Source organism: Borrelia coriaceae, from assembly GCF_023035295.1.
Lineage (GTDB): Bacteria > Spirochaetota > Spirochaetia > Borreliales > Borreliaceae > Borrelia > Borrelia coriaceae.
This window is the reverse complement of the sequence record NZ_CP075084.1, coordinates 1-20,414: the sequence shown is the minus strand read 5'-3', so window position 1 is coordinate 20,414 and position 20,414 is coordinate 1. Positions and strand designations below refer to the sequence as shown.

Sequence of the window (20,414 nt, the reverse complement as noted above, 5' to 3'; positions counted from 1 at the left end):
ATATAATTTGTTTTTAGTATAGAAGTGTTTGGCCAATAATAATGAACAAAGTTTCCTCAAATAAAAACATAGTTACCTCATTTTTATACATAGTTGCCATGAAAATGAACAAAGTTGTCTATTAACATTTTTTATTTTTACGAGTTGCACCTAAAATGAACATAGTTGCCTCAAAAATATACAATAGTTGCACTTAAAATATACCAAAGTTGATATTTTTTTCTATAAATAGATCTACCTCTGACTAATTCAAAATAAATCCTAACAAAATTACTTCTTAATATCAAATAGTACAAAAAACTCATTCAATCATCTCTTGAAATACTGTATAATATATTAAGGAGATTATTATGGGACTTCCCCAAACAATAGGAATTACAAGACAAATGGTCTTAAATGAACTTATTAAAGCCGGAATTAACAGAGATATAGCCGACGATTTATCTTATAGGTATTATCGTAATGAACTTACTCATAAAGACCTTGAATATCTAGAAACTAATTTTAACCTTAAACTTGAAAAAGTTGAGGCACTACTACAATCCGAAATTCAAAAGATAGAAGCAAGTTTACAGTCCGAAATTAAAGCTGTCAAAACTGAACTTGACAATAAAATTGATAACAAATTTAACGAGCTTGATAATAAAATTGATAACAAATTTAACGAGCTTGATAATAAAATTGATACTGTTGAAAATAACTTAAACAATAAAATTAATATCGTAGAAAACAATCTCAATGTAAAAATTGATACTAAATTTAATGAACTTGATAATAAAATTGATAAAAACAAAATGGAACTTAAAAGTACACTAAAATTACACAATTGGATGCTTGGAACCTTAATTGGCCTATGTACAGGTATTTTTTTAACTTTAATTGGAATTATTTACTCTTTTTTGATTAAGTAAATGTGCACTACTCATTTTGTGAATGTACAGAATATACAATTCACATAAATTATATAATAGTATTAACTCTATGTAATTGTTATCTTGCCTTACAACCTCCCAAAAAATATTCCCTTCTTATATCCTAACACACCTCTAAGGATTCAATGCCACCACTCCAAACTTTAATTATCAACAGCCTTAATTCACAGATTAACAAGAAATATTTTATTATAATACTCAAAAATCCTATCCAAAATATTACTCATCAAAACATCTTGGATTGTTTCACATTCATAATTATCAACAACTCTATTAATTGTAATTCTCAAAACCAGCTATATATTTTTTTCTGCCCAATATTTAAGATATACATACATATTCATAGTCAATATCTGTAAGATTAAATATTGGAAAGTTCATTATTATTCTATCATCTATCCTCTTATATTGCGCTTCACGACTCATATAAGGAGCCCAAAATTTGTGCCTTTTTATACCCCCGACCCTCTTGCTAAATATTTGAAATTAAATCTCATTTTGACCTACATCTTTAATCATTATTCCCAAATTCAGCATACTCATCCCCTTAGTAGTTTTAAACCCACCAAATTCATCTCTAATTGCAAATTTAACCATAGAATCCTCATTTGAAATAGCATCTATCATCTTATCCATACCATTATTATTTGATATATCCAACCCAACACACCTTTCCTTACTCTTTTCCAAAGTAACAAGCATGCTTTCTCTAGCTTTCTTTTTTAAATTCAATTCTTCTTCTCTTGCCTTTCTAAGTCGCTCTTCTCTTTCTTTTGCTTCTCTTTCAAATAACCCAGTTAAATATTTTTGCAGCCTATCAGCTTCTCGTTTTCTTTCCTCTTCTCTTTCTTTTGCTTTTTCTATCTCTTTTTCTTTTAATTCTTCTACATTTAACTGCTCTTTAGCCTTTTTCTCCTTAACAACAGATGCTTTTTTAATTCCTATTCGTAAATTCTCTCCATAAGTCTCTTTAACCGCACAATTACTCTTGTACTTATTGGGATACCAATCCCTAAACCTTCCTTCCCAAATAAGAGCATAATCGCTAATAACTCCATCACTACGCTTCATCATCATCCAAATCTTATACTTGTACCTATTACCAAACTGTTTTAAGAAATGTTCTAAAATATCTTCTATGTAATATTCACTTTGGTACTCATCTATTGCTGTCTCTAGATTGATTAAGGCATTGATGTACGTTGCATCGTTGTTACTGTATTCTTTTATTTGGTTTAGATAATTTTTACTGATTTTATGTTCACAAATTAGCCTTGTCTCTACATCATTCCTTTTAAATCTACACTCTTCTTTTTTTAGTTTACTTGAATTAGTATGCTTAAGAAGCAATTCTTTAGAATTCTTATTATTGCTTATATTAGCTTTATTATTAAAAGCATGAGGGTCGACACGATGCGACATTACACTTTCATTATTCATTTCATCTATTTCAGATAGGATTCCAAATTTTTTTAGATTTGTGTAATTAAAATTGCTTTCTTCTAATGAGTCATCAAAATTACCAACAATTTTTTTATCACTTAAATTCTCTTTTAGTAAATGTAAAAGGTATTTAAAGATTATGTCTTTATGTAAATGTGCTAACTGCATATTTTGTTTATAAAAAGACATGCTTCCCTTATTTTCACCAAATCTTATGATTTTAGATTCTAAAAGTCCCATTTCATTTAAGAGTTTTATATCTCTTTCAATTGTTCGTTTACATACTGTCTTTTGTCCATCATTTCTCAGCAGCTTGATTACTATATTATAGATATCACGTGCTGAATATTCTTCTACTCCACACGACTTCTTGTATTTTGCATTTTTAATTGCTATTATCCAGTATATTTTATACAAGCGCAGCTTGCGTCTTAACATTCTGTTTATTTGATATCTAACTTGTGATACACGGATAAATTTAGTATCAGCAGATGTTTTATCTTTATTTAATGCTACAAGTGATTTTAGTATTGACTTTATTTGGTCTTTGGTATTATTTGAATTGAAATTTTTTTTGTCTTTTGTTACACTATTCATAGGATTAAAGTTTTTTATTCCAAAGTTTGGATTTTCACTCTATTTGTGAATCTTTGGAATTTTATATATTTTATTATATATAAAAAATTCACTCTTGACTAGCTTTAAAGTCGAGGTGATTTTTTTAATTCTGTTTTTTTCATATTTTATATTCCTTTTGTTAATTTAAATTACTGCTTTTATAATTGTGGTTGTGTTGATATCCTAGATGTTGATTTTGTAGTTCTTAATACTTAGCATAGAGCAAAGATTAAATTTCTGAAACAATCATAAAGTAAGGCAATAAGTGTTTTTGATAAATCATTGCAAGGACTTAATTCACACTAGAGGATGCAAAACTAGTTAGGGCATAAGATTTGAAGAATGTTAAAGTAAAGTGTATTATCTCTTAATCAGAAATTGATAAAGTACATATCATTGTTATTGGAATGGAAATAGTTATTTAAAGGATGCTCAAATTATTGTACAAAGTATTGAAAAGGAGCGCCAAGGTGCAGTCAGTAGGCTTTAGTGATGAGATTTAACTTACATGTAATGGTGTTACTGTAGAAAAAATATTTAGTTATTTATTTTATATAACAATACACGTCAAATTAATTTCATCACAAATGGGGGTGTTTATCGCAAATTGATAATTTCATCACAAGTGGCCAAGGTTATATAAAAGTTTGTGAGTTGTGTGTTAATATAATTAGGATAGAGGGCTTTGATGATCAGTAAAGGTAATGAAACAAGAACTCATAATATTGAGTTTAGTATTGTAGAGTCTTTAAGACTTAATTTTGAATTTTTGATTCGTAATATTTGGTTAATATTATTTGCTTTATTTTTATTTTTCTTCAATGTGTTGCATTCACATAGAGGGCTTGCAAGTTATAATGTTGGTAGTAATTCTAAGCTTTATTTCACATTGCCTTTTACAATAATCGTTATAGTAGTACCGTCTTCAATATTATTGTATTTTCTTTATTTATTAAGGACGCGTGTTACTGAAGGTAGTGTTAAATCCTCAATATTTGCATACTTAGAAAAAATAGCAATATTTGTATTATTAGTGATAGGACTTATAACGCAATCTGTAAGTTCATGGATGAGCTTTGAGAGTTTCTTTAGTCTGATGTTTGAAGATACTATTAAGGATACTGTTTTGAGTACTCAAAAGAGTCAGATAGCAAAAGAGGAAGGTATACGTAAGCTACTCTTTGATAAAGATAAGATAATTGAAGGTGAAATAGCTAGTATTGATATTAAGATTAAGAATAACAATGATCGCATAGAGTTTGCTAAAAATAATCATTTAAGCTTGGATTATAGGTATAGAACCATGAAGCAAGATTACATGAGAGAGATTGAGAATGCAAGTAGGGAGAATAAGGAGTTGTTTAATCAAAGGAATGAGTATTTAGAGTCTTTGCAGGATTTGAGGTTTAAGCTTAGCAGTTTAATTGAAAGGGCTGCTATAAATAATAATAAGTTTAAGGCAGCTAATGTTTTAAATGGAACATCTGTTGTTATTGCTAGAGATGACTATCTTAATATAGTTTTTGTTTATTTATTATTATTATTATTATTATTATTGTCTGTTTGTCTAGATATATTTTTAGCAATGGTATTTTGCATAATACAAAATGCGTATCATAAATTTTATGAACAAAAATTGTTACACTTTGCCCCATTACCTACAGGAAGTAGGATTAATGTTAAGGAAAAGATTAAAAATCATCAAATTTTAAGTTCAAGAAAATATAAAAAACCCTTGCAAAGGGTTGAAGAAGTGCTTAGATTTATTTCATCTAATTTAGAAGATGATAAGCGTACAGTAAAGCCTTTGAGAAAAATTAATAAAGAGACAAATGTATCTGAGTATAGAATAAGGCAATATTTATCAGACCTGATGGATAGAGGTTTAATTATAAAAGAAAAACAAAGACTTATACTTAACGTTAATGATACATTGAAACCGATAATTTAATTTTTTCTAGTAAATTAATTTGTGAAATTTTCATAGATATTAGACTTTTTGATATTTTGTTTTTTTGTATGTAATATAAAGATAAAAATTATGGTAAACATAAGACAAAAGGTTTACCTATTGTAGGCGCTATATCTTAAGGGTCATCATTTCAATGATTGTAAATATACTTAATTATAATATTGGGCTGTCACTGATAATATTATTGCTGTAGTCAATTAAGTGAAGTAGTAAATAGTTATTAGAAATACTTGATTTAATAATTAGGCAAATAGTAAAAAGTATTTGTGCAAAATTATTTATTTCTCTATTCCTTTTTTGTAATAATTCAGGAGAGAGTGAATTAGAAAAACTTCAGAAGGACCAATCAGTTCTTATCCTCAATGGGCTAATTTGGGTAATGACTGCTTATCTGTCTTTATTTCTTTTGGGGATATGATTGGTACTGTTTTAGGGTTTAATGCTGAAACAAAAAAATCTGAGATTGGAAATTACTTTAAGAATATGGAATAAATATTAACAACAACAGAAACAAAGCTTGAAAAAATTGTTGATGAGATGAAAACTAAAAGACATTCTAATGCTGATGCTATTGATAAGGCTGTAACAACTTTAAATGCAAAACTTATGAAGATAATTTTAGGATCTAAAAAGGTATCTGGTGCAATTGGTGAAGGTGTTAATGATGAAGTTGGTAAAGTTGTTAATAGTAGTGCAATTACTGCTAAACTGACTGGGGTTGATAGTATTATTGATGGAATCAAAGAAATAGTAAGCATAGTATTACGACAAGAAGGTAGTGATGCAGCTGGTACTGTTAATAGGGCTGAGGATGGTTCCGAAAGACAGCAAAATACTGGTGCTACTCATCTATTTATTAAGACTAATACTGCTTCTGCTAAAGATGCATTAATTGCGGGCACTCTTGCAGTAAGAGGAATGGCTAAGGATGGTAAATTCGCTACTCATTCTAATGGGACTGATGCTAAGGATGAGATTAAGAATGCAGTAGCGAGTGCTATTAAAATGGCTTTAAATACTTTGAATCTTGCTATAATGAAAACAATTAATTTTGATTTAAAAGCGATCAAGGATTTAATTAAAGTTGATTCAGTTATTTCTAGTAATATTACTAAGTAAATAATACAAAGATAAGTAAACAAAATAGTAAAGTCATTAAAGGGAGACAGTTCATTCTTTATTTAGGGATGGTAGTGTTCCTTTTTTGTGTTTGTTAAAGGGTGTGATAAAAGGGTGCACGTAATATATGAAAATAAATATTAAAAATATTAGAGTAAAAAGTATTTGTGCGACATTATTTATCTTTCTATTCCTCTCTTGTAATAATGGAATAGAAGAACTTCAAAAGCAAAAGGATTCTATACTCTCTATATCTAATTTAAGACAAAACTTCTTAGATATTTTTACTTCTTTTGGTGATATGATCACAGACTCTTTAGGTATTAATCCCGATACTAAAAAATCTGATATTGGGAAATATTTCACTGATATTGCTACAACTATTAAAACAGTTAAAGATAAGTTGCAGTCTGAAGTTGTTAAGAATGAACACTATTCAAAAGTGAAAGAAGCGGTTGAAAAATTTATTGAAAAATTAACAAAAATAGAAGAAGGTTCTAAGGGAGCTGCAGAAGGGGTTAAAGGTGATGCTATTAGTGGTGCTACTGCTTCTAGTGGCCAAAATGCTGCACCTGCAAAGGTTGAAAGCGTTAATTCACTTGTTAAAGGGATTAAAACAATCGTTGATGTAGTTATAAAAAAGGGTGAGGGTAATCCAGCATTTACTAAGACAGATGATACCGAATTGAAATCGGTTGGTAAATTATTTAGTGACACTCCTGGTGATGCAACAGAAACAATAGCGGCTGCAGCAAGTGCATCAATAGGGGCTGTAACTGGTGCTGATATCTTACAGGCTATAGCTGGATCTGAAGAAGCTAAAGATCAGCCTAATATTGAAGACGCAAAAAATGCAGCGGAAATTGCAGTTACTAATAAAAATTCTGGTACTAAAACTCTCAATAAAGCAAATAAAGATGCAGTACTAGTAGCTGGTATAGCATTAAGAGCTATGGCTGAAGGTGGTAAACTTGCTGCTAAGAATGATGCTAAATCTTCTGGTGCAGTGAATGGGGTAGCGGCAAGTGTAGTAAACAAGACATTAAGTACTCTTATAATTGCAATAAGAAATACTGTTGATAGTGGTTTAAAAACAATAAGTGAAGCATTGGCAACAGTTAAACAGGGAGATATGTCAGCGGAAACAGCAACTAGTGGACAGTAATAAGTAATAAAAAATAAGTAAATACGATGATTTAAGGGAAACAGTTCTTTATATGAGAGTTGTTTCCCTTTTATTGTACCTAATCTCCTTTTGAGTTAAAGGGTGTGATAAAAGGGTGCACGTAATATATGAAAATAAATATTAAAAATATAAATATAAAAAGTATATGTGCAATTTTATTTATCTCTCTATTCTTTTCTTGTAATAATTCAGGACCAGAGCTTAGAGAGGGGCAAGCAGCTATGGCTGATGGGAGAGTAATTGATTTAACAAAAGTAAGTAAAAAGATAAGAGATGCTATTGACTTTGCAGCGGGTGTTAAAGAAGTTAATACTTTAGTTAAGTCAATAGATGAGTTAGCTAAAGCTATTGGTTCTAAAATTAAAAACTCAGATACTCTTGATACTAGTAATAATAATCACAATGGGTCGTTAATTGCAGGGGCATTTCAAGTGGTATTGGCTATAGAGTTTAAATTGAAAGAATTAGAGAAAGCAACTGAAACTCCTGATTCGATTAAGGCAAAGGTTATTAGTGCTAAAGATGCAAGTCGAGCATTCATAGAGCAAATTAAAAAACAACATACTAATCTTGGTCAAGAAGGAGCGACTGATGTGCATGCAAAGAGTGCTATACTTTTAACTGATGGTACTAAGGATCAAGGAGTTGCGGAACTTGTTAAGTTAAATTCAGCGATGGCGGAGCTGTTAGCTGCTACTAAAAAAGAATTAGAAACTGTAATGATGGAACTTAAAGAGCCTTCTAGAACTACTTCTACTCAAAATGACTGATTAAAATAATTAATTTAGGTAATTATTTTGAGGTTAGTTTTACTGAGGAAGTCAGTAATTGAAAAAAACAAAGTCAAATAAATAGGAAGTTAGGAACTTAGTTGTTCTAGCTTCCTTATTTTTATCTTATTGAAAGGTTGCAACTATTAATGATTTAGCCTTTCTTATTTGTATCTAGCCTATTTAGTTTAAAGAATAGGAAGAAAAGGAGGCACGTAATATATGAAAATAAATATTAAAAATATTAAAGTAAGAAGTATTTGTGCAACATTATTTATCTCTTTATTCCTTGCTTGTAATAATGGAATAGAAGAACTTGAGAAACAAAGGGATTCTATACTCTCTATATCTAATTTAAGACAAGGTTTCTTAGATGTTTTTACTTCCTTTTCTGATATGGTGACTGACACTTTGGGTATTAATGTTGATACTAAAAAAGAAGATATAGGAAAGTATTTCACTAATATTGAGACAACTATGAAGAAAGTTAAGGAAAAATTAAATACTTTGGTGGCAGAAAATGGTAATTATGAAAAAGTTAAAGCAGTTGTTGATAAATTTGTTGCCGATACATTAGATAAGATTGCAGAAGGTGCTAAGGAAGCAGCAAAAGGGGCTGTAGGCAGTGATGCTATTGGTAGCGCTACTGCTGGTCAGGATGCTGTGCCTGGGGAAGTGGCAAGTGTTAATTCACTTGTTAAAGGAATTAAAACAATAGTTGAGGTAGTTTTAAAGAAGAGTGAAGGAGATGCAGGGGCTAATAAGACTAAAACTTCAGAACAACAAACAATTGGTAAGTTGTTTGCTCAAGGTAGTGGTGGTAGTGATGGAACAGAAGCAGAGGCAGCAGCAGCAAATGCATCTATTGGAGCAGTAACTGGTGCTGACATATTGCAAGCTATATTAAAGTCAGGAGATGTTAGTACTAATAAACAGCTCAATACAGTAACCAGTGCGGCAGAGATTGCAGTTGCTCAAAATTCTGGTACTAAAACCCTTAGCGCTGTAACAAAGGATGCTATTATTGCGGCAGGGATAGCATTAAGGGCGATGGCAAAAAATGGTAAATTCACAGCCAAAAATACTGAAGAAAAATCTGCTCATGCAGTAAATGGTGCAGCTGTAAGTGCAGTAAACAAGACATTAAGTACTCTTGTAATTGCAATAAAAAATACTGTTGATAGTGGTTTAAAAGCGATAAGTGAGGCATTAGCAGCCGTTAAACAAGGAGATATGTCATCAGAAACAAGTGAATCTGGAGCTACTAGGTAAATAAAAAATTAAGAAAAGAAAAGTAGATAATAAAGTCATTAAAGGGAAACATTTCTTTTGATAGGAAGTTGTTTCCCTTTTTACTGTATCTAACTACTTTAGTTAAGGGCACGTAATATATGAAAATAAATATTAAAAATATTAAGGTAAAAAGAATTTGTGCAACATTATTTATCTCTCTATTCCTTTCTTGTAATAATGGAATAGAAGAACTTGAGAAGAGAAATACTTTCTTATCCTCACTTGCTAATTTAGGTAATGACTTCTTAGATAGTTTTACTTCTTTTGGCGACACACTTGGCGGTGTTTTAGGGTTTAATACTAAAACTCCAAAGTCTGAGGTTGGTAAGTACTTTAAGAGCGTTCATGATACTGTTTCTTCTACTAAGACAGCTCTTGAGAAAATTGTTGCTGATATGAAAGATAAGGGTAATCCTAATGCAGAAGCTGTAAGTGCTTCAGTTAAAACATTCATTGATGATAAGCTTAGTAAGATAATAGAAGGAGCTGAGATTGCTAGTGGTGCTATTGGCAACGATGCTAGTGAACCAATTGCTAATGTTGCTAAAGGTGGTAGTAATACTGATGGGGCTGGAGTTAAAGGTAAAGATATTGAAAATTTAGTAAAGGGAATTAAGTCAATTGTAGACATAGTACTTAAAGATAAAGGAAGTGCTGATGCTGGTACTGGTAAAAAGGCTGATGCTCTTGCTAGTGATCGTGACGCTAATTCTAGTGATGTGGTAAAGCTTTTTGGTAGTTCTGGTAATCAAGGTGCTATTGCTGCTAATGCAGATAAGGCAGCAGCTGATGCATCTAAGGCCGTTGGGGCAGTAACAGGTGCTGATATCTTACAAGCTATGGTTAAAGAAAATGGTGAGTCAGCTAAGTTGGCTGAGCATAAAGTTGACACTGCAGTTACTGGTATGGTTAGTAAAAATGATGCAACTATAGCAGGGGCTATAGCGTTAAGAGCAATGGCTAAAGGTGGTAAATTTGCTAATGATAACAGTACTGCTAATATTGATGTTGCTAATACAGTTAAAGGAGCAGCAGTAAGTGCAGTAACTAAGGTACTAAATACATTAACTATTGCAATAAGGAAGACAATTGATGCAGGACTTAAGGAAGTTAAAGAAGCTATGAAAATTAATCCTGAGGCTACTTCTGTAACTTCTGATAAAAATATTCCTGAATCTAAAAAATAAACAATCATAATTAATACGCTATTAATAATTAAATAATAGAGTCATTTAAGAGAAACAATGCTTTCTATTTAGAAGGCATTGTTTCTCTTTTATTTATGTTGAGCATCTTTAGTTAAAGGATGGAATCAAAGGAGGCACGTAATATATGAAAATAAATATTAAAAATATTAGATTAAAAAGTATTTGTGCAACATTATTTATTTCTCTTTTCCTTGCTTGTAATAATGGGATAGAAGAACTTGAGAAGAGAAATACTTTCTTATCCTCACTTGCTAATTTAGGTAATGACTTCTTAGATAGTTTTACTTCTTTTGGCGACACACTTGGCGGTGTTTTAGGGTTTAATACTAAAACTCCAAAGTCTGAGGTTGGTAAGTACTTTAAGAGCGTTCATGATACTGTTTCTTCTACTAAGACAGCTCTTGAGAAAATTGTTGCTGATATGAAAGATAAGGGTAATCCTAATGCAGAAGCTGTAAGTGCTTCAGTTAAAACATTCATTGATGATAAGCTTAGTAAGATAATAGAAGGAGCTGAGATTGCTAGTGGTGCTATTGGCAACGATGCTAGTGAACCAATTGCTAATGTTGCTAAAGGTGGTAGTAATACTGATGGGGCTGGAGTTAAAGGTAAAGATATTGAAAATTTAGTAAAGGGAATTAAGTCAATTGTAGACATAGTACTTAAAGATAAAGGAAGTGCTGATGCTGGTACTGGTAAAAAGGCTGATGCTCTTGCTAGTGATCGTGACGCTAATTCTAGTGATGTGGTAAAGCTTTTTGGTAGTTCTGGTAATCAAGGTGCTATTGCTGCTAATGCAGATAAGGCAGCAGCTGATGCATCTAAGGCCGTTGGGGCAGTAACAGGTGCTGATATCTTACAAGCTATGGTTAAAGAAAATGGTGAGTCAGCTAAGTTGGCTGAGCATAAAGTTGACACTGCAGTTACTGGTATGGTTAGTAAAAATGATGCAACTATAGCAGGGGCTATAGCGTTAAGAGCAATGGCTAAAGGTGGTAAATTTGCTAATGATAACAGTACTGCTAATATTGATGTTGCTAATACAGTTAAAGGAGCAGCAGTAAGTGCAGTAACTAAGGTACTAAATACATTAACTATTGCAATAAGGAAGACAATTGATGCAGGACTTAAGGAAGTTAAAGAAGCTATGAAAATTAATCCTGAGGCTACTTCTGTAACTTCTGATAAAAATATTCCTGAATCTAAAAAATAAACAATCATAATTAATACGCTATTAATAATTAAATAATAGAGTCATTTAAGAGAAACAATGCTTTCTATTTAGAAGGCATTGTTTCTCTTTTATTTATGTTGAGCATCTTTAGTTAAAGGATGGAATCAAAGGAGGCACGTAATATATGAAAATAAATATTAAAAATATTAGATTAAAAAGTATTTGTGCAACATTATTTATTTCTCTTTTCCTTGCTTGTAATAATGGGATAGAAGAACTTGAGAAGAGAAATACTTTCTTATCCTCACTTGCTAATTTAGGGAATGACTTCTTAACTATTTTTACTTCTTTTGGTGATTCACTTGGTGGTGTTTTAGCTTTTAATGCTGAAACTAAAAAGTCTGATGTTGGTAAGTACTTTAAGAATATAGAAAAAGGCTTAACAACAACTAAGACAAACCTTGAAAAAATTGTTGCTGATATGAAGGATCAAGGCCATCCTAATGCTACTGCAGTAGAAAGTGCAGTAAGTAAATTAGTTAATGACACACTTAATAATATAATTAATGGAGCTAAGACCGTTAGTGATGCTATTGGTATTACTGATGCTGAGTTACTTGGTAATGGTGCTATTTATACATCTGCTGCAGGTTCTAAGGGTGAAGTTGAGAAATTAGTAAATGGAATTAAAGCTATCGTAGACGTGGTTCTTGATACAAAAGAAGGAAATCCTGAAGCCGGAGATGTTAAAAAAGCTACAGATGGTTCTGGTAACAGAAATGGTGGCAACAATCAGGATGGTGAAGCAGGAAAGTTATTTAATGGTACTAATGCTGGAACTAATGCTAATGCGAAAAAATCAGCAGCTGATGCAGCAAAAGCTGTTGGTGCAGTAACTGGGGCTGACATATTAAAAGCTATGTCTAAATCTGATGACTCTGCTAAATTGGCTGCAGGAAATGATGTGTCCGATGCTAAGCAAGATGCTGTTATAGCAGGAGCTATGGCATTGCGAGCGATGGCTAAGGGTGGTAAATTCGCGGGTTCTAGTGATAATGATTCTGGTGCCGTTGCGCCTATAGTTAAAGGAGCAGCAGTAAGTGCAGTAAATAAGGCTTTAAATACGCTCACAATAGCAATAAGAAAAACAATTGATGCAGGACTTAAAGAAGTTAAAAAAGCTATGAACATAAACGCTAATGATGTGTCTGTAACTACTGAATCTGGTACTGCTACTAAATAAGTAAAAAAATAAATAAACTAGATAATAATGTCATTTAAGGGAAACACTGCTCTATATGAGAGTCGTTTTCCTTTTGTTATATCTAGTCTCTTAGTTAAAAAATGGGGAAAAGGGTGCACGTAATATATGAAAATAAATATTAAAAATATTAGTATAAAAAGTATTTGTGCAACGTTATTTATTTCTTTATTCCTTTCTTGTAATAATGGGATAGAAGAACTTCAGAGGGAAAAGCAGTTTTACTCTTCACTTGCTAATTTAGGTAATGACTTCTTATCTGTCTTCACTTCTTTTGGAGATTCACTTGGTGGTGTTTTAGGATTTAATCCTAATACTAAAAAGTCTGAGGTTGGAAATTACTTTAAGAATATTCAAGAGACTGTACAAGGTGTTAAGACAGGTCTTAATAATATTGTTACTGATATGAAGAATCAAGAAAATCCTAATGCTTCTACAGTTGAGGCTGCTGTAAAAGCTTTAAATGAAAAACTTGATAAGATAATTGAGGGAGCAAAGACCGTTAGTGAGGCTATTGGTACTGATGCTACTGCTCCGATTGGTAATGTTGCTGCTAGTGCTGCTGCTGGGGCTGTAGGTATTGGTGTTGACAAATTGGTTCAAGGAATTAAATCAATTGTAGGAGTAGTACTTAAAGATAAAGGTAAAGCCGATGCTGGTGATAATAAAAAGGCTGAAGATGGCTCTACCGAAAGGAATAGTGATGGCTCAGTAAAGCTATTTGCTAATGCTAGTGCGGGCTCCGATGACAAAAAAGCAGCAGCTGACGCGGCTAAAGCTATTGGGGCAGTAACAGGTGCTGACATATTACAAGCCATGGTTAAAGATAATGGTGATGCTGCTAAGCTAGCTAAGAATTCTAGTTCTGGTGTTACTGCTCCTAAAGATGCGGAAGTAGCAGGAGGTATAGCATTAAGAGCGATGGCTAAGGAGGGTAAGTTTGCTAATGGAAGTAGTGCTTCTGAGGCAAAAAAAATATTAGATGGAGCAGTGACAAGCGCGTTAACTAAGGCATTAGATACACTCACAATAGCAATAAGAAAAACAATTGATGAAGGACTTAAAGAAGTTAAAAAAGTTATGAATATTAATGCTAATATCGATCCTGTAACTTCTGATGATAGAGGCATTGCAACCAGTAACTAATTAGAATTAATAAGAAATAGACTAAATAATAAGTTCGTTTAAGGGAAACACTGCTTTTTATAGGAGTAGTTTCCCTTTTTTATTGTATCTAGTCTTTTTAGTTAAAGGAAAGGAGAAGAAAGAGGCACATAACTTATGAAAATAAATATTAAAAATATTAAAGTAAAAAGTATTTGTGCAACATTATTTATCTTCCTATTCCTTTCTTGTAATAGTGGAATAGAAGAACTTGAGAATAAAAATAACTTCTTTTCCTCACTAGCTAATTTAAGACAAGATTTCTTAGATGTTTTTACTTATTTTGGAGATATTGTTACTGATTCTTTAGGAATTAAAGCTGAGACTAAAAAAGATGATATTGGTGGTTATTTTAGCAAAATTGAATCTACTATGAAAAACGTTCAAGATAAGTTAAAAAATGTTGCAGAAAAGTATGGTCATTATCCAAAGGTAAAAGAAAAGGTTGCTCAATTTATTGAGCAATTAGTAAAAATAGAAGAGGGTGCTAAGGAAGCGTCAAAGGTTGAAGAAGGTGCTGAATTACTTGGTAATATGGAGGCCAAAAATAGTGGAGGTAAGCCTGGTGAGGTTGATAAATTAATAAAGGCAATTCAGACTATTGTAAATGTGGTTCTTGCAAAAGGGAATCCTGAGGCTGGTAATAATTTGAAAGCTAAAGATGGTCAGACTCCAAGAGCTAATAATAATGATAGTGCAGGTAATTTATTTGCTAATAATCAGGCTGGTACTGCTCATGCTAATGCAAAAGAAGCAGCAACTGATGCAGCTAAAGCAGTAGGAGCCGTAACTGGTGCTGACATTTTAAAAGCTATAGTTAAAGAAGGTGGTGCAGCTGCTACGTTAGCTAAGAATAATACCACTCATGATAGTGTTAATGCTGTAGCTGATGCTAATGATGCAGTTGTAGCAGGAGCTATAGCACTTCGAGCAATGACTAAGAATGGTAAATTTGCTGGTAACACTAGTGCTGAGAATGCTGTTGCTATAGTTAAAAATGCAGCAGCAAGTGCAGTAAATAAGACATTAAGCACTCTTGTAATTGCAATAAGAAATACTGTTGATACTGCTTTAAAAGCAATAAGTGAGGCATTGGCAGCAATTAAACAAGGAGATATGTCAGCAGATACAAGTGAATCTGGAAATACTAAGTAGGAACGTAAATAAAATTTGGAAAAAGATCAGCAAACAAAATAATAAAGTTATTTAAGGAAAACGTTTCTCTATATGAGAGTAGTTTCTCTTTTGTTTTATCTAATACCTTTAGTTAAAGGTAGGGTTAAAAGGGTGTAGTAATATATGAAAATAAATATTAAAAATATTAGATTAAGAAGTATTTGTACAAGATTATTTATCTTTCTATTCCTTTCTTGTAATAATTCTGGTGAGGAATTAGAAAACCTTAAAAATCAAAATACCTTCTTATCCTCACTAGCTAATTTAGATAATGACTTCTTTTTTTGATATGGGTAGTGATATAAAGCTTATACTAAAACAGGATATAGTTAATTATTTTTAATTATTTAATTTATTAACTATATCTTGATAGTTGCATGAGATTAGTTTTGCTTAGTATATAAGTAAAATTCTTTGGCAGTTAAAGGTCAATGTTAATTGTTTATTTTAACAGTTTAAATTGTATGTAACTAATTATAACAGTTATGTTAAACTTGTTTTTTTATATTTTCGTTGTATTGTATAAGTTTTATTTATTTAAATAGTTATTTAAGACCTTATAAGCATGTCATATCGATAATTTGTATTAATTTAATTAATTTATTTGAAATTTAAAATAAAATGTATATATTTACCAATAATTATTGTATTTCAATGTAGAGATTTGATAATTAAATAAATTGACATCCCCGGAGGGAAATATGAAGAAGAACATTTTGGTAATATGTATGTTGATACTATTGTGTTTTCTATCATGTGATATAAATGCTTTAAATGAATTGCTAGGCAAAGCAAGAGAAAAGTTTTTAGAAGAAAATAACAAGGTAGAAAATTTAAAATCTATAGAAGAAAATCAAGAGGATAAAGAAAAACAAGTAGGTATTGTTAAAAGGATTGAAAAAGGAGTACAACAAGTTGTGCAGGCTGTTCCAGTAGTTCCTGTTGGTGGATTGAATAATGAGGTTTTTGAGAAGCCTGTTAATGATAATAATTCAGCGATTAGGATGTATTCTCAAGAAGAAAAAATAGAGATAAAAAAGAGGATTTAGTCGCAAGGACTGATGAGGAGAAGAAAGCACAAGTAGAGATTGAAAAAGTAAAAAATCTTCTTAAAGAGCGTTCTATATCATCCTCAAAATTAATTGAGGATGCACATAAACTTAAAAATGAATATGAACAATTAGAAGTTGATTTTCATAGTATAATGTCTAAAATTCAGACTGAAGTAAGATCTTTGAGGAGTGAGGATTATAAGGGGAATCTAGAAAAGATTAGTAAACTAAATCGATTGCAAAATCAATTAAAGATAAGTCTTGATATTGAAAGACTGATGAGTCAAGTTGTTAGTACAATAAGTGAACTAAAATCTTCAGAATTTTTCTTTAATAAAGCTGGAGAAACTTTAACAGAAGCTATTACTAAAAGGTTAGAAAATGAAGCACGTAAAGGTGGTCGTTACTTTTTCAGAGAGGTTAGCAATGGGTTATTATTACAATTATCTAGGGATTCACAACGCTATGCAAGAAATGCTTTAAGTCAATTAGAATCTGCTGTTATAAAGTTAAATGGAGCAATTGGAGAAAAGAAAAATATAAAGGATCCCATTGATGCAGTAAGAGCTGCTTTAGATAGTCTTTGATGGTAGAAAAAGTCGGGTTTATATTGCTGTTTGGAATGGAGGGTCTTCCTTTTAAGGAAGACCTTTTTTAAAAATTATTTTATTTAAGTGAGTTCTTTCAAATTTAGTTATGTCTTCCTAAGAATATATAAATAAATGACATAACTAAATTTGAAAGGTGTTTTTTGAATTGTAAAGATCTTTATTATATAGTTATGGATTTTCAATTAAATTAATTTGTATAGGGCAAAAGGATTGATATATTATCAATTTGAATGAAAATCACTACACTAGGGTAACAACTTTTGCTAACATTATTGAATACACTAGTTGCTGTGTATAAACATGCTACTAATTAAAATATAGAGATAGACTACATAAAAATTAATAATTGGTTAAGAATTACAATGTTAATTTATTGTTAGAAAGTTTGAGCAGAATTATTAATCAATAATGATAAGATTTTATCTTTCTTTCAAAGAGTCATAGAGGGGATATGTATACTTAAGAGTAAGGATGAAGAAAAAATAAATAATTTTGCTGTAAGTAATTTGTATTTTAGACTAAATGGTATATATTTTAAATTAATAATGATTCTTAATTAAGAAAGGAGAGTGTTTATGAGAAAAAAATTATTTATATTTATATTATTAATTATAGGATTAGTATCATGTGATGTAAATTCTAAATTATTGGATAAAGGGGAAACCAGAGATGCGGTAGGAGCGGTTGACAATGGTGTTCAGGGAGATGAAAGAATAAAAAATATTATTAGTAATGGTGATTTTTCAGAAGAGGTTAATAAAGCTCCTGTTGAAGAGGTAGTAGAAGCAGGTCCTGTAATCAAAGATGAGAAAGAGGAATTAATAGCTGCCATTAAAAAAGATGTTAATATTGGTATGGGACTAATAAATTCAGATAAGAAAGAAGTTGAAGATGAAAGTCAATATGGTATGAAGGAAGTAGTGTTTAAAGCAGTAACAGATGGGGTTACTAATAAGGCATTAGATGATGATTTGAATAAGGATTTAAGAAGATTATTTTATTCATCTTTATTATACGATAAAGAAAGGATAAAGGAATTTGCAGAAATTCTTAACAAGATAGGAACAGATGGTCAAAATAAAGGTACATGGCTTATAGATATAATGGATTCTGGAATAGTATATCTTCAATTTAACTTTGAGAGAGTAATTAGTAAGTTAGATAAGAATAAAGACAAATTAGATCAATTAAGTCTTGATGATTTAAGAGAAATTAAATCAAAACTTGAAGAGATTCAATTACAAAGATTAACTTGGAAAAAGAGTGTAGATGCTATTATAGTAGCTTATAAAGCAAAGAAAGAAGGTATTGATTCTGACAGTAAAAGATTGATAAGTTATATTAGTGAAAGATATAAAAATCTTATTACAGTTGAGATACCAGGAATTCAAGGGGTGTCTGATAAGATTATATCTCTAATAGATAAAATTAAGTAATTTTAAGTTTTATGAGAATAAAGGAATCTAGGTCATATAATATGACCTAGATTCCTATTTGTTGTTTAAAGTAAATAGGCTATTTATCTATTTTTTACTTTTTAATATTAAGTTTTATTTAATTTGATAGATTAGCATTATTTATGATTCTTGCAAAGAGTATAACCATATTTATATTTTATAAACTATGGTTATACTCTTTGCTAATTCTTTAACATATTGATTTGCAGTTTCAGCAGATTAAAGCAGGAATTGATAGAGATATTGCTATTGATTTATCTTATAGGTACTATAGGAATGAGTTAACGTATAAGGATATTGAGTATTTAGAAAATACATTTAATCTTAAACTAGAAAAAGTAGAGTCAAATCTAAAATCAGATATTAAGGATTTAGATAATAAGATAGATAATGTAAGAAAAGACATAGAAATTAATAAAATGGAGTTTAGGAGTACATTAAAAGTGCATAATTGGATGTTAGGAACAATTATTACTATATGTGTAGGAATTTTATTGACATTAATCTTTAAATAAACTCTTTTAAATGAAGAGTAACCTTTCTTTTCTTTTTAAGTTCATATTATAAATGATAATTTTATGTCAAAATCAATATTTTTTTTGTTGAAGATGTATTAGATTAAGTTTTAATAGTATTTGGAATTTTACTAATTAATTTGGGTTTTAGTTGGTATTGTGAAATTGGTCTTAAGATATTCAATATTTATTTTTAAAAGCTTTAGATAAAAGCGCTAAAATAAATATTTGTTATTATATATTAGCGCTTTTTAGATAATTTTATCTTTATTTAAGATTTAGTTTTAATTTTATTAAGTTCAGCGTTTAATATATCTATAATAATTGTATCGATTGCGGTTACTACCTTGCTAATGGCAGTAGCTGCAGCTTTTTGAATATTTTTTGCATATTCAGTGTTATTACCATTTTTATGTCCAGCGAATTTACCGTCTTTACTCATAGCTTTTAGTGCAATAGCAGCAGCAAAGTCAGCGTTACTTTTTGCACCGACACCATTAGTATTAAGAGTTCTACCAACGATTAATTGACCAGCATCGTTATTGGTTTCGTTAATATAACCGTTATTAACGTTTGTTGTAGCATGTGCTATTTTGTTAAGCATTGCTAGTGCGTCAATTTGAGATATTATATCAATAAGTTTGGAAACGTCTTCTTCGTTAGCACCTCCGCCTTTAAGATCGGCACCGGCACCACCATTAATGGCAGCAATTGAGGTAATATTATTGCCAGTAATATTATTATTAGTTTTTGCTTCAATGTTTATTTGGGCTTCTTCTGCAATTTTGATTATATCTTTTATTTTGCTAATGATATCCTCAACGTTCTTTTTGTTAGAAATAATTGCAGCTTTGGTACCTGTATTATTAATTGCTCCAATTTCAATATTGTTATTATCAGTAGTTTCAGCTAATTTTTTTATAGCATTTATTACATTTTCAATGTTTGTAATGATATTATCATTATTGTTAATTTTTCTTTTAATTCATTTTTAAGAACTGTTAATCCTTCTGCTGTTTTTTTGAAGTGAGTGCCTATTTCGTTTCTTTTGTTATTAGGTTCAAATTTAACAATAGAAAAATTTTTGAATATTTCAATAATTTCGTTTGTAGATGGGTTATTGGTATCTATGTTTTGGATAGCTTGTTTTATTTTGTTTGTTAAGTTTTCTAGTGAAATGTCATGTTTGTTTGTTATTTCTTGATTTGTAGCTACTGTTGTTAGAGTTTTTAGTGATGAGATTTCATTTTGATTAGAAATAGAGTCAGCAATGAGTTCACAACTAGTTAACATAGACATCATAGCAATAACACTAAAGGTTTTTAAAATTTTTCATTATAATTTCTCCTTAAATTATATGTATTGAAATGTAGAGCATAGTTTTTTCAAAAACAGTTATTTTAATATGAATTATGACAAAAAATTGTTATGGGGGCCAATATATACTAACGGGTGTTATTCTA

At 30.5% G+C, this 20,414-nt stretch carries 18 protein-coding genes and 2 pseudogenes; 17 read left to right on the top strand and 3 right to left on the bottom strand.

Annotated elements, in window-relative coordinates; all coding sequences use genetic code 11:
- The first annotated feature begins 350 nt into the window (after positions 1-350).
- On the top strand, positions 351-911 hold the full coding sequence (bdr, locus tag bcCo53_RS06495; RefSeq protein WP_025409014.1) for a Bdr family repetitive protein: 561 nt from the start codon (positions 351-353) through the stop codon (positions 909-911).
- Between the two features lie 507 nt (positions 912-1,418).
- On the opposite strand, the gene bcCo53_RS06490 is transcribed toward bdr (bcCo53_RS06495), so the two are convergent.
- A complete protein-coding gene (locus bcCo53_RS06490) occupies positions 1,419-2,972 on the bottom strand; it encodes a plasmid maintenance protein (protein ID WP_025409015.1) in 1,554 nt (517 codons plus the stop codon).
- A 709-nt stretch (positions 2,973-3,681) separates the two neighbouring features.
- Between bcCo53_RS06490 and bcCo53_RS06485 the strand changes: the two genes are divergently transcribed.
- The 16 genes and pseudogenes from bcCo53_RS06485 to bdr (bcCo53_RS06410) all read left to right on the top strand — a co-directional run bounded on the left by bcCo53_RS06485 (position 3,682) and on the right by bdr (bcCo53_RS06410) (position 18,951).
- A complete protein-coding gene (locus tag bcCo53_RS06485; RefSeq protein WP_246938430.1) occupies positions 3,682-4,944 on the top strand; it encodes a hypothetical protein in 1,263 nt (420 codons plus the stop codon).
- A gap of 393 nt (positions 4,945-5,337) precedes the next feature.
- A pseudogene (locus bcCo53_RS06480) lies at positions 5,338-5,796 on the top strand (variable large family protein); the annotation flags it as partial.
- Between the two features lie 24 nt (positions 5,797-5,820).
- Entirely contained in the window at positions 5,821-6,084 is a 264-nt protein-coding gene (locus bcCo53_RS06475) for a variable large family protein (protein ID WP_281171783.1), read from the top strand.
- Positions 6,085-6,211: 127 nt separating this feature from the next.
- On the top strand, positions 6,212-7,249 hold the full coding sequence (locus bcCo53_RS06470) for a variable large family protein (protein WP_028328282.1): 1,038 nt from the start codon (positions 6,212-6,214) through the stop codon (positions 7,247-7,249).
- A 128-nt stretch (positions 7,250-7,377) separates the two neighbouring features.
- Positions 7,378-8,040 (top strand): Vsp/OspC family lipoprotein, encoded by a 663-nt coding sequence (locus bcCo53_RS06465; RefSeq protein WP_028328283.1) that lies wholly within the window; start codon positions 7,378-7,380, stop codon positions 8,038-8,040.
- A 222-nt stretch (positions 8,041-8,262) separates the two neighbouring features.
- Positions 8,263-9,312 carry a variable large family protein gene (locus bcCo53_RS06460; protein WP_028328284.1) on the top strand — a complete coding sequence of 350 codons (1,050 nt, stop codon included), beginning with the start codon at positions 8,263-8,265 and terminating at the stop codon, positions 9,310-9,312.
- A gap of 119 nt (positions 9,313-9,431) precedes the next feature.
- Positions 9,432-10,520 carry a variable large family protein gene (locus bcCo53_RS06455; protein ID WP_246938429.1) on the top strand — a complete coding sequence of 363 codons (1,089 nt, stop codon included), beginning with the start codon at positions 9,432-9,434 and terminating at the stop codon, positions 10,518-10,520.
- Positions 10,521-10,665: 145 nt separating this feature from the next.
- Entirely contained in the window at positions 10,666-11,754 is a 1,089-nt protein-coding gene (locus bcCo53_RS06450) for a variable large family protein (RefSeq protein ID WP_246938428.1), read from the top strand.
- Positions 11,755-11,899: 145 nt separating this feature from the next.
- Positions 11,900-12,958, top strand: coding sequence for a variable large family protein (locus tag bcCo53_RS06445; protein ID WP_038365149.1), 1,059 nt, complete (start codon positions 11,900-11,902; stop codon positions 12,956-12,958).
- A gap of 126 nt (positions 12,959-13,084) precedes the next feature.
- The gene (locus bcCo53_RS06440; protein WP_025408968.1) at positions 13,085-14,122 is read left to right on the top strand and encodes a variable large family protein; all 1,038 of its coding nucleotides are present in this window, start codon (positions 13,085-13,087) and stop codon (positions 14,120-14,122) included.
- Between the two features lie 135 nt (positions 14,123-14,257).
- Positions 14,258-15,295, top strand: a complete 1,038-nt coding sequence (locus tag bcCo53_RS06435) for a variable large family protein (RefSeq protein WP_025408969.1) — start codon at positions 14,258-14,260, stop codon at positions 15,293-15,295.
- A gap of 144 nt (positions 15,296-15,439) precedes the next feature.
- Entirely contained in the window at positions 15,440-15,604 is a 165-nt protein-coding gene (locus bcCo53_RS06430; protein ID WP_155806450.1) for a hypothetical protein, read from the top strand.
- Between the two features lie 413 nt (positions 15,605-16,017).
- Positions 16,018-16,365, top strand: a complete 348-nt coding sequence (locus bcCo53_RS06425) for a hypothetical protein (protein ID WP_246938427.1) — start codon at positions 16,018-16,020, stop codon at positions 16,363-16,365.
- 32 nt (positions 16,366-16,397) lie between these two features.
- Positions 16,398-16,955 (top strand): annotated as a pseudogene (locus bcCo53_RS06420) (P12 family lipoprotein); the annotation flags it as partial.
- Between the two features lie 599 nt (positions 16,956-17,554).
- Positions 17,555-18,415 (top strand): complement regulator-acquiring protein, encoded by an 861-nt coding sequence (locus bcCo53_RS06415; RefSeq protein WP_025408971.1) that lies wholly within the window; start codon positions 17,555-17,557, stop codon positions 18,413-18,415.
- Positions 18,416-18,633: 218 nt separating this feature from the next.
- Complete coding sequence (gene bdr / locus bcCo53_RS06410) at positions 18,634-18,951, top strand: Bdr family repetitive protein (RefSeq protein ID WP_028328287.1); 318 nt, start codon at positions 18,634-18,636, stop codon at positions 18,949-18,951.
- A gap of 271 nt (positions 18,952-19,222) precedes the next feature.
- On the opposite strand, the gene bcCo53_RS06405 is transcribed toward bdr (bcCo53_RS06410), so the two are convergent.
- Positions 19,223-19,873, bottom strand: coding sequence for a variable large family protein (locus bcCo53_RS06405; protein ID WP_246938431.1), 651 nt, complete (start codon positions 19,871-19,873; stop codon positions 19,223-19,225).
- Between the two features lie 8 nt (positions 19,874-19,881).
- Positions 19,882-20,253 (bottom strand): hypothetical protein, encoded by a 372-nt coding sequence (locus tag bcCo53_RS06400; protein ID WP_246938426.1) that lies wholly within the window; start codon positions 20,251-20,253, stop codon positions 19,882-19,884.
- Positions 20,254-20,414: the final 161 nt, after the last annotated feature.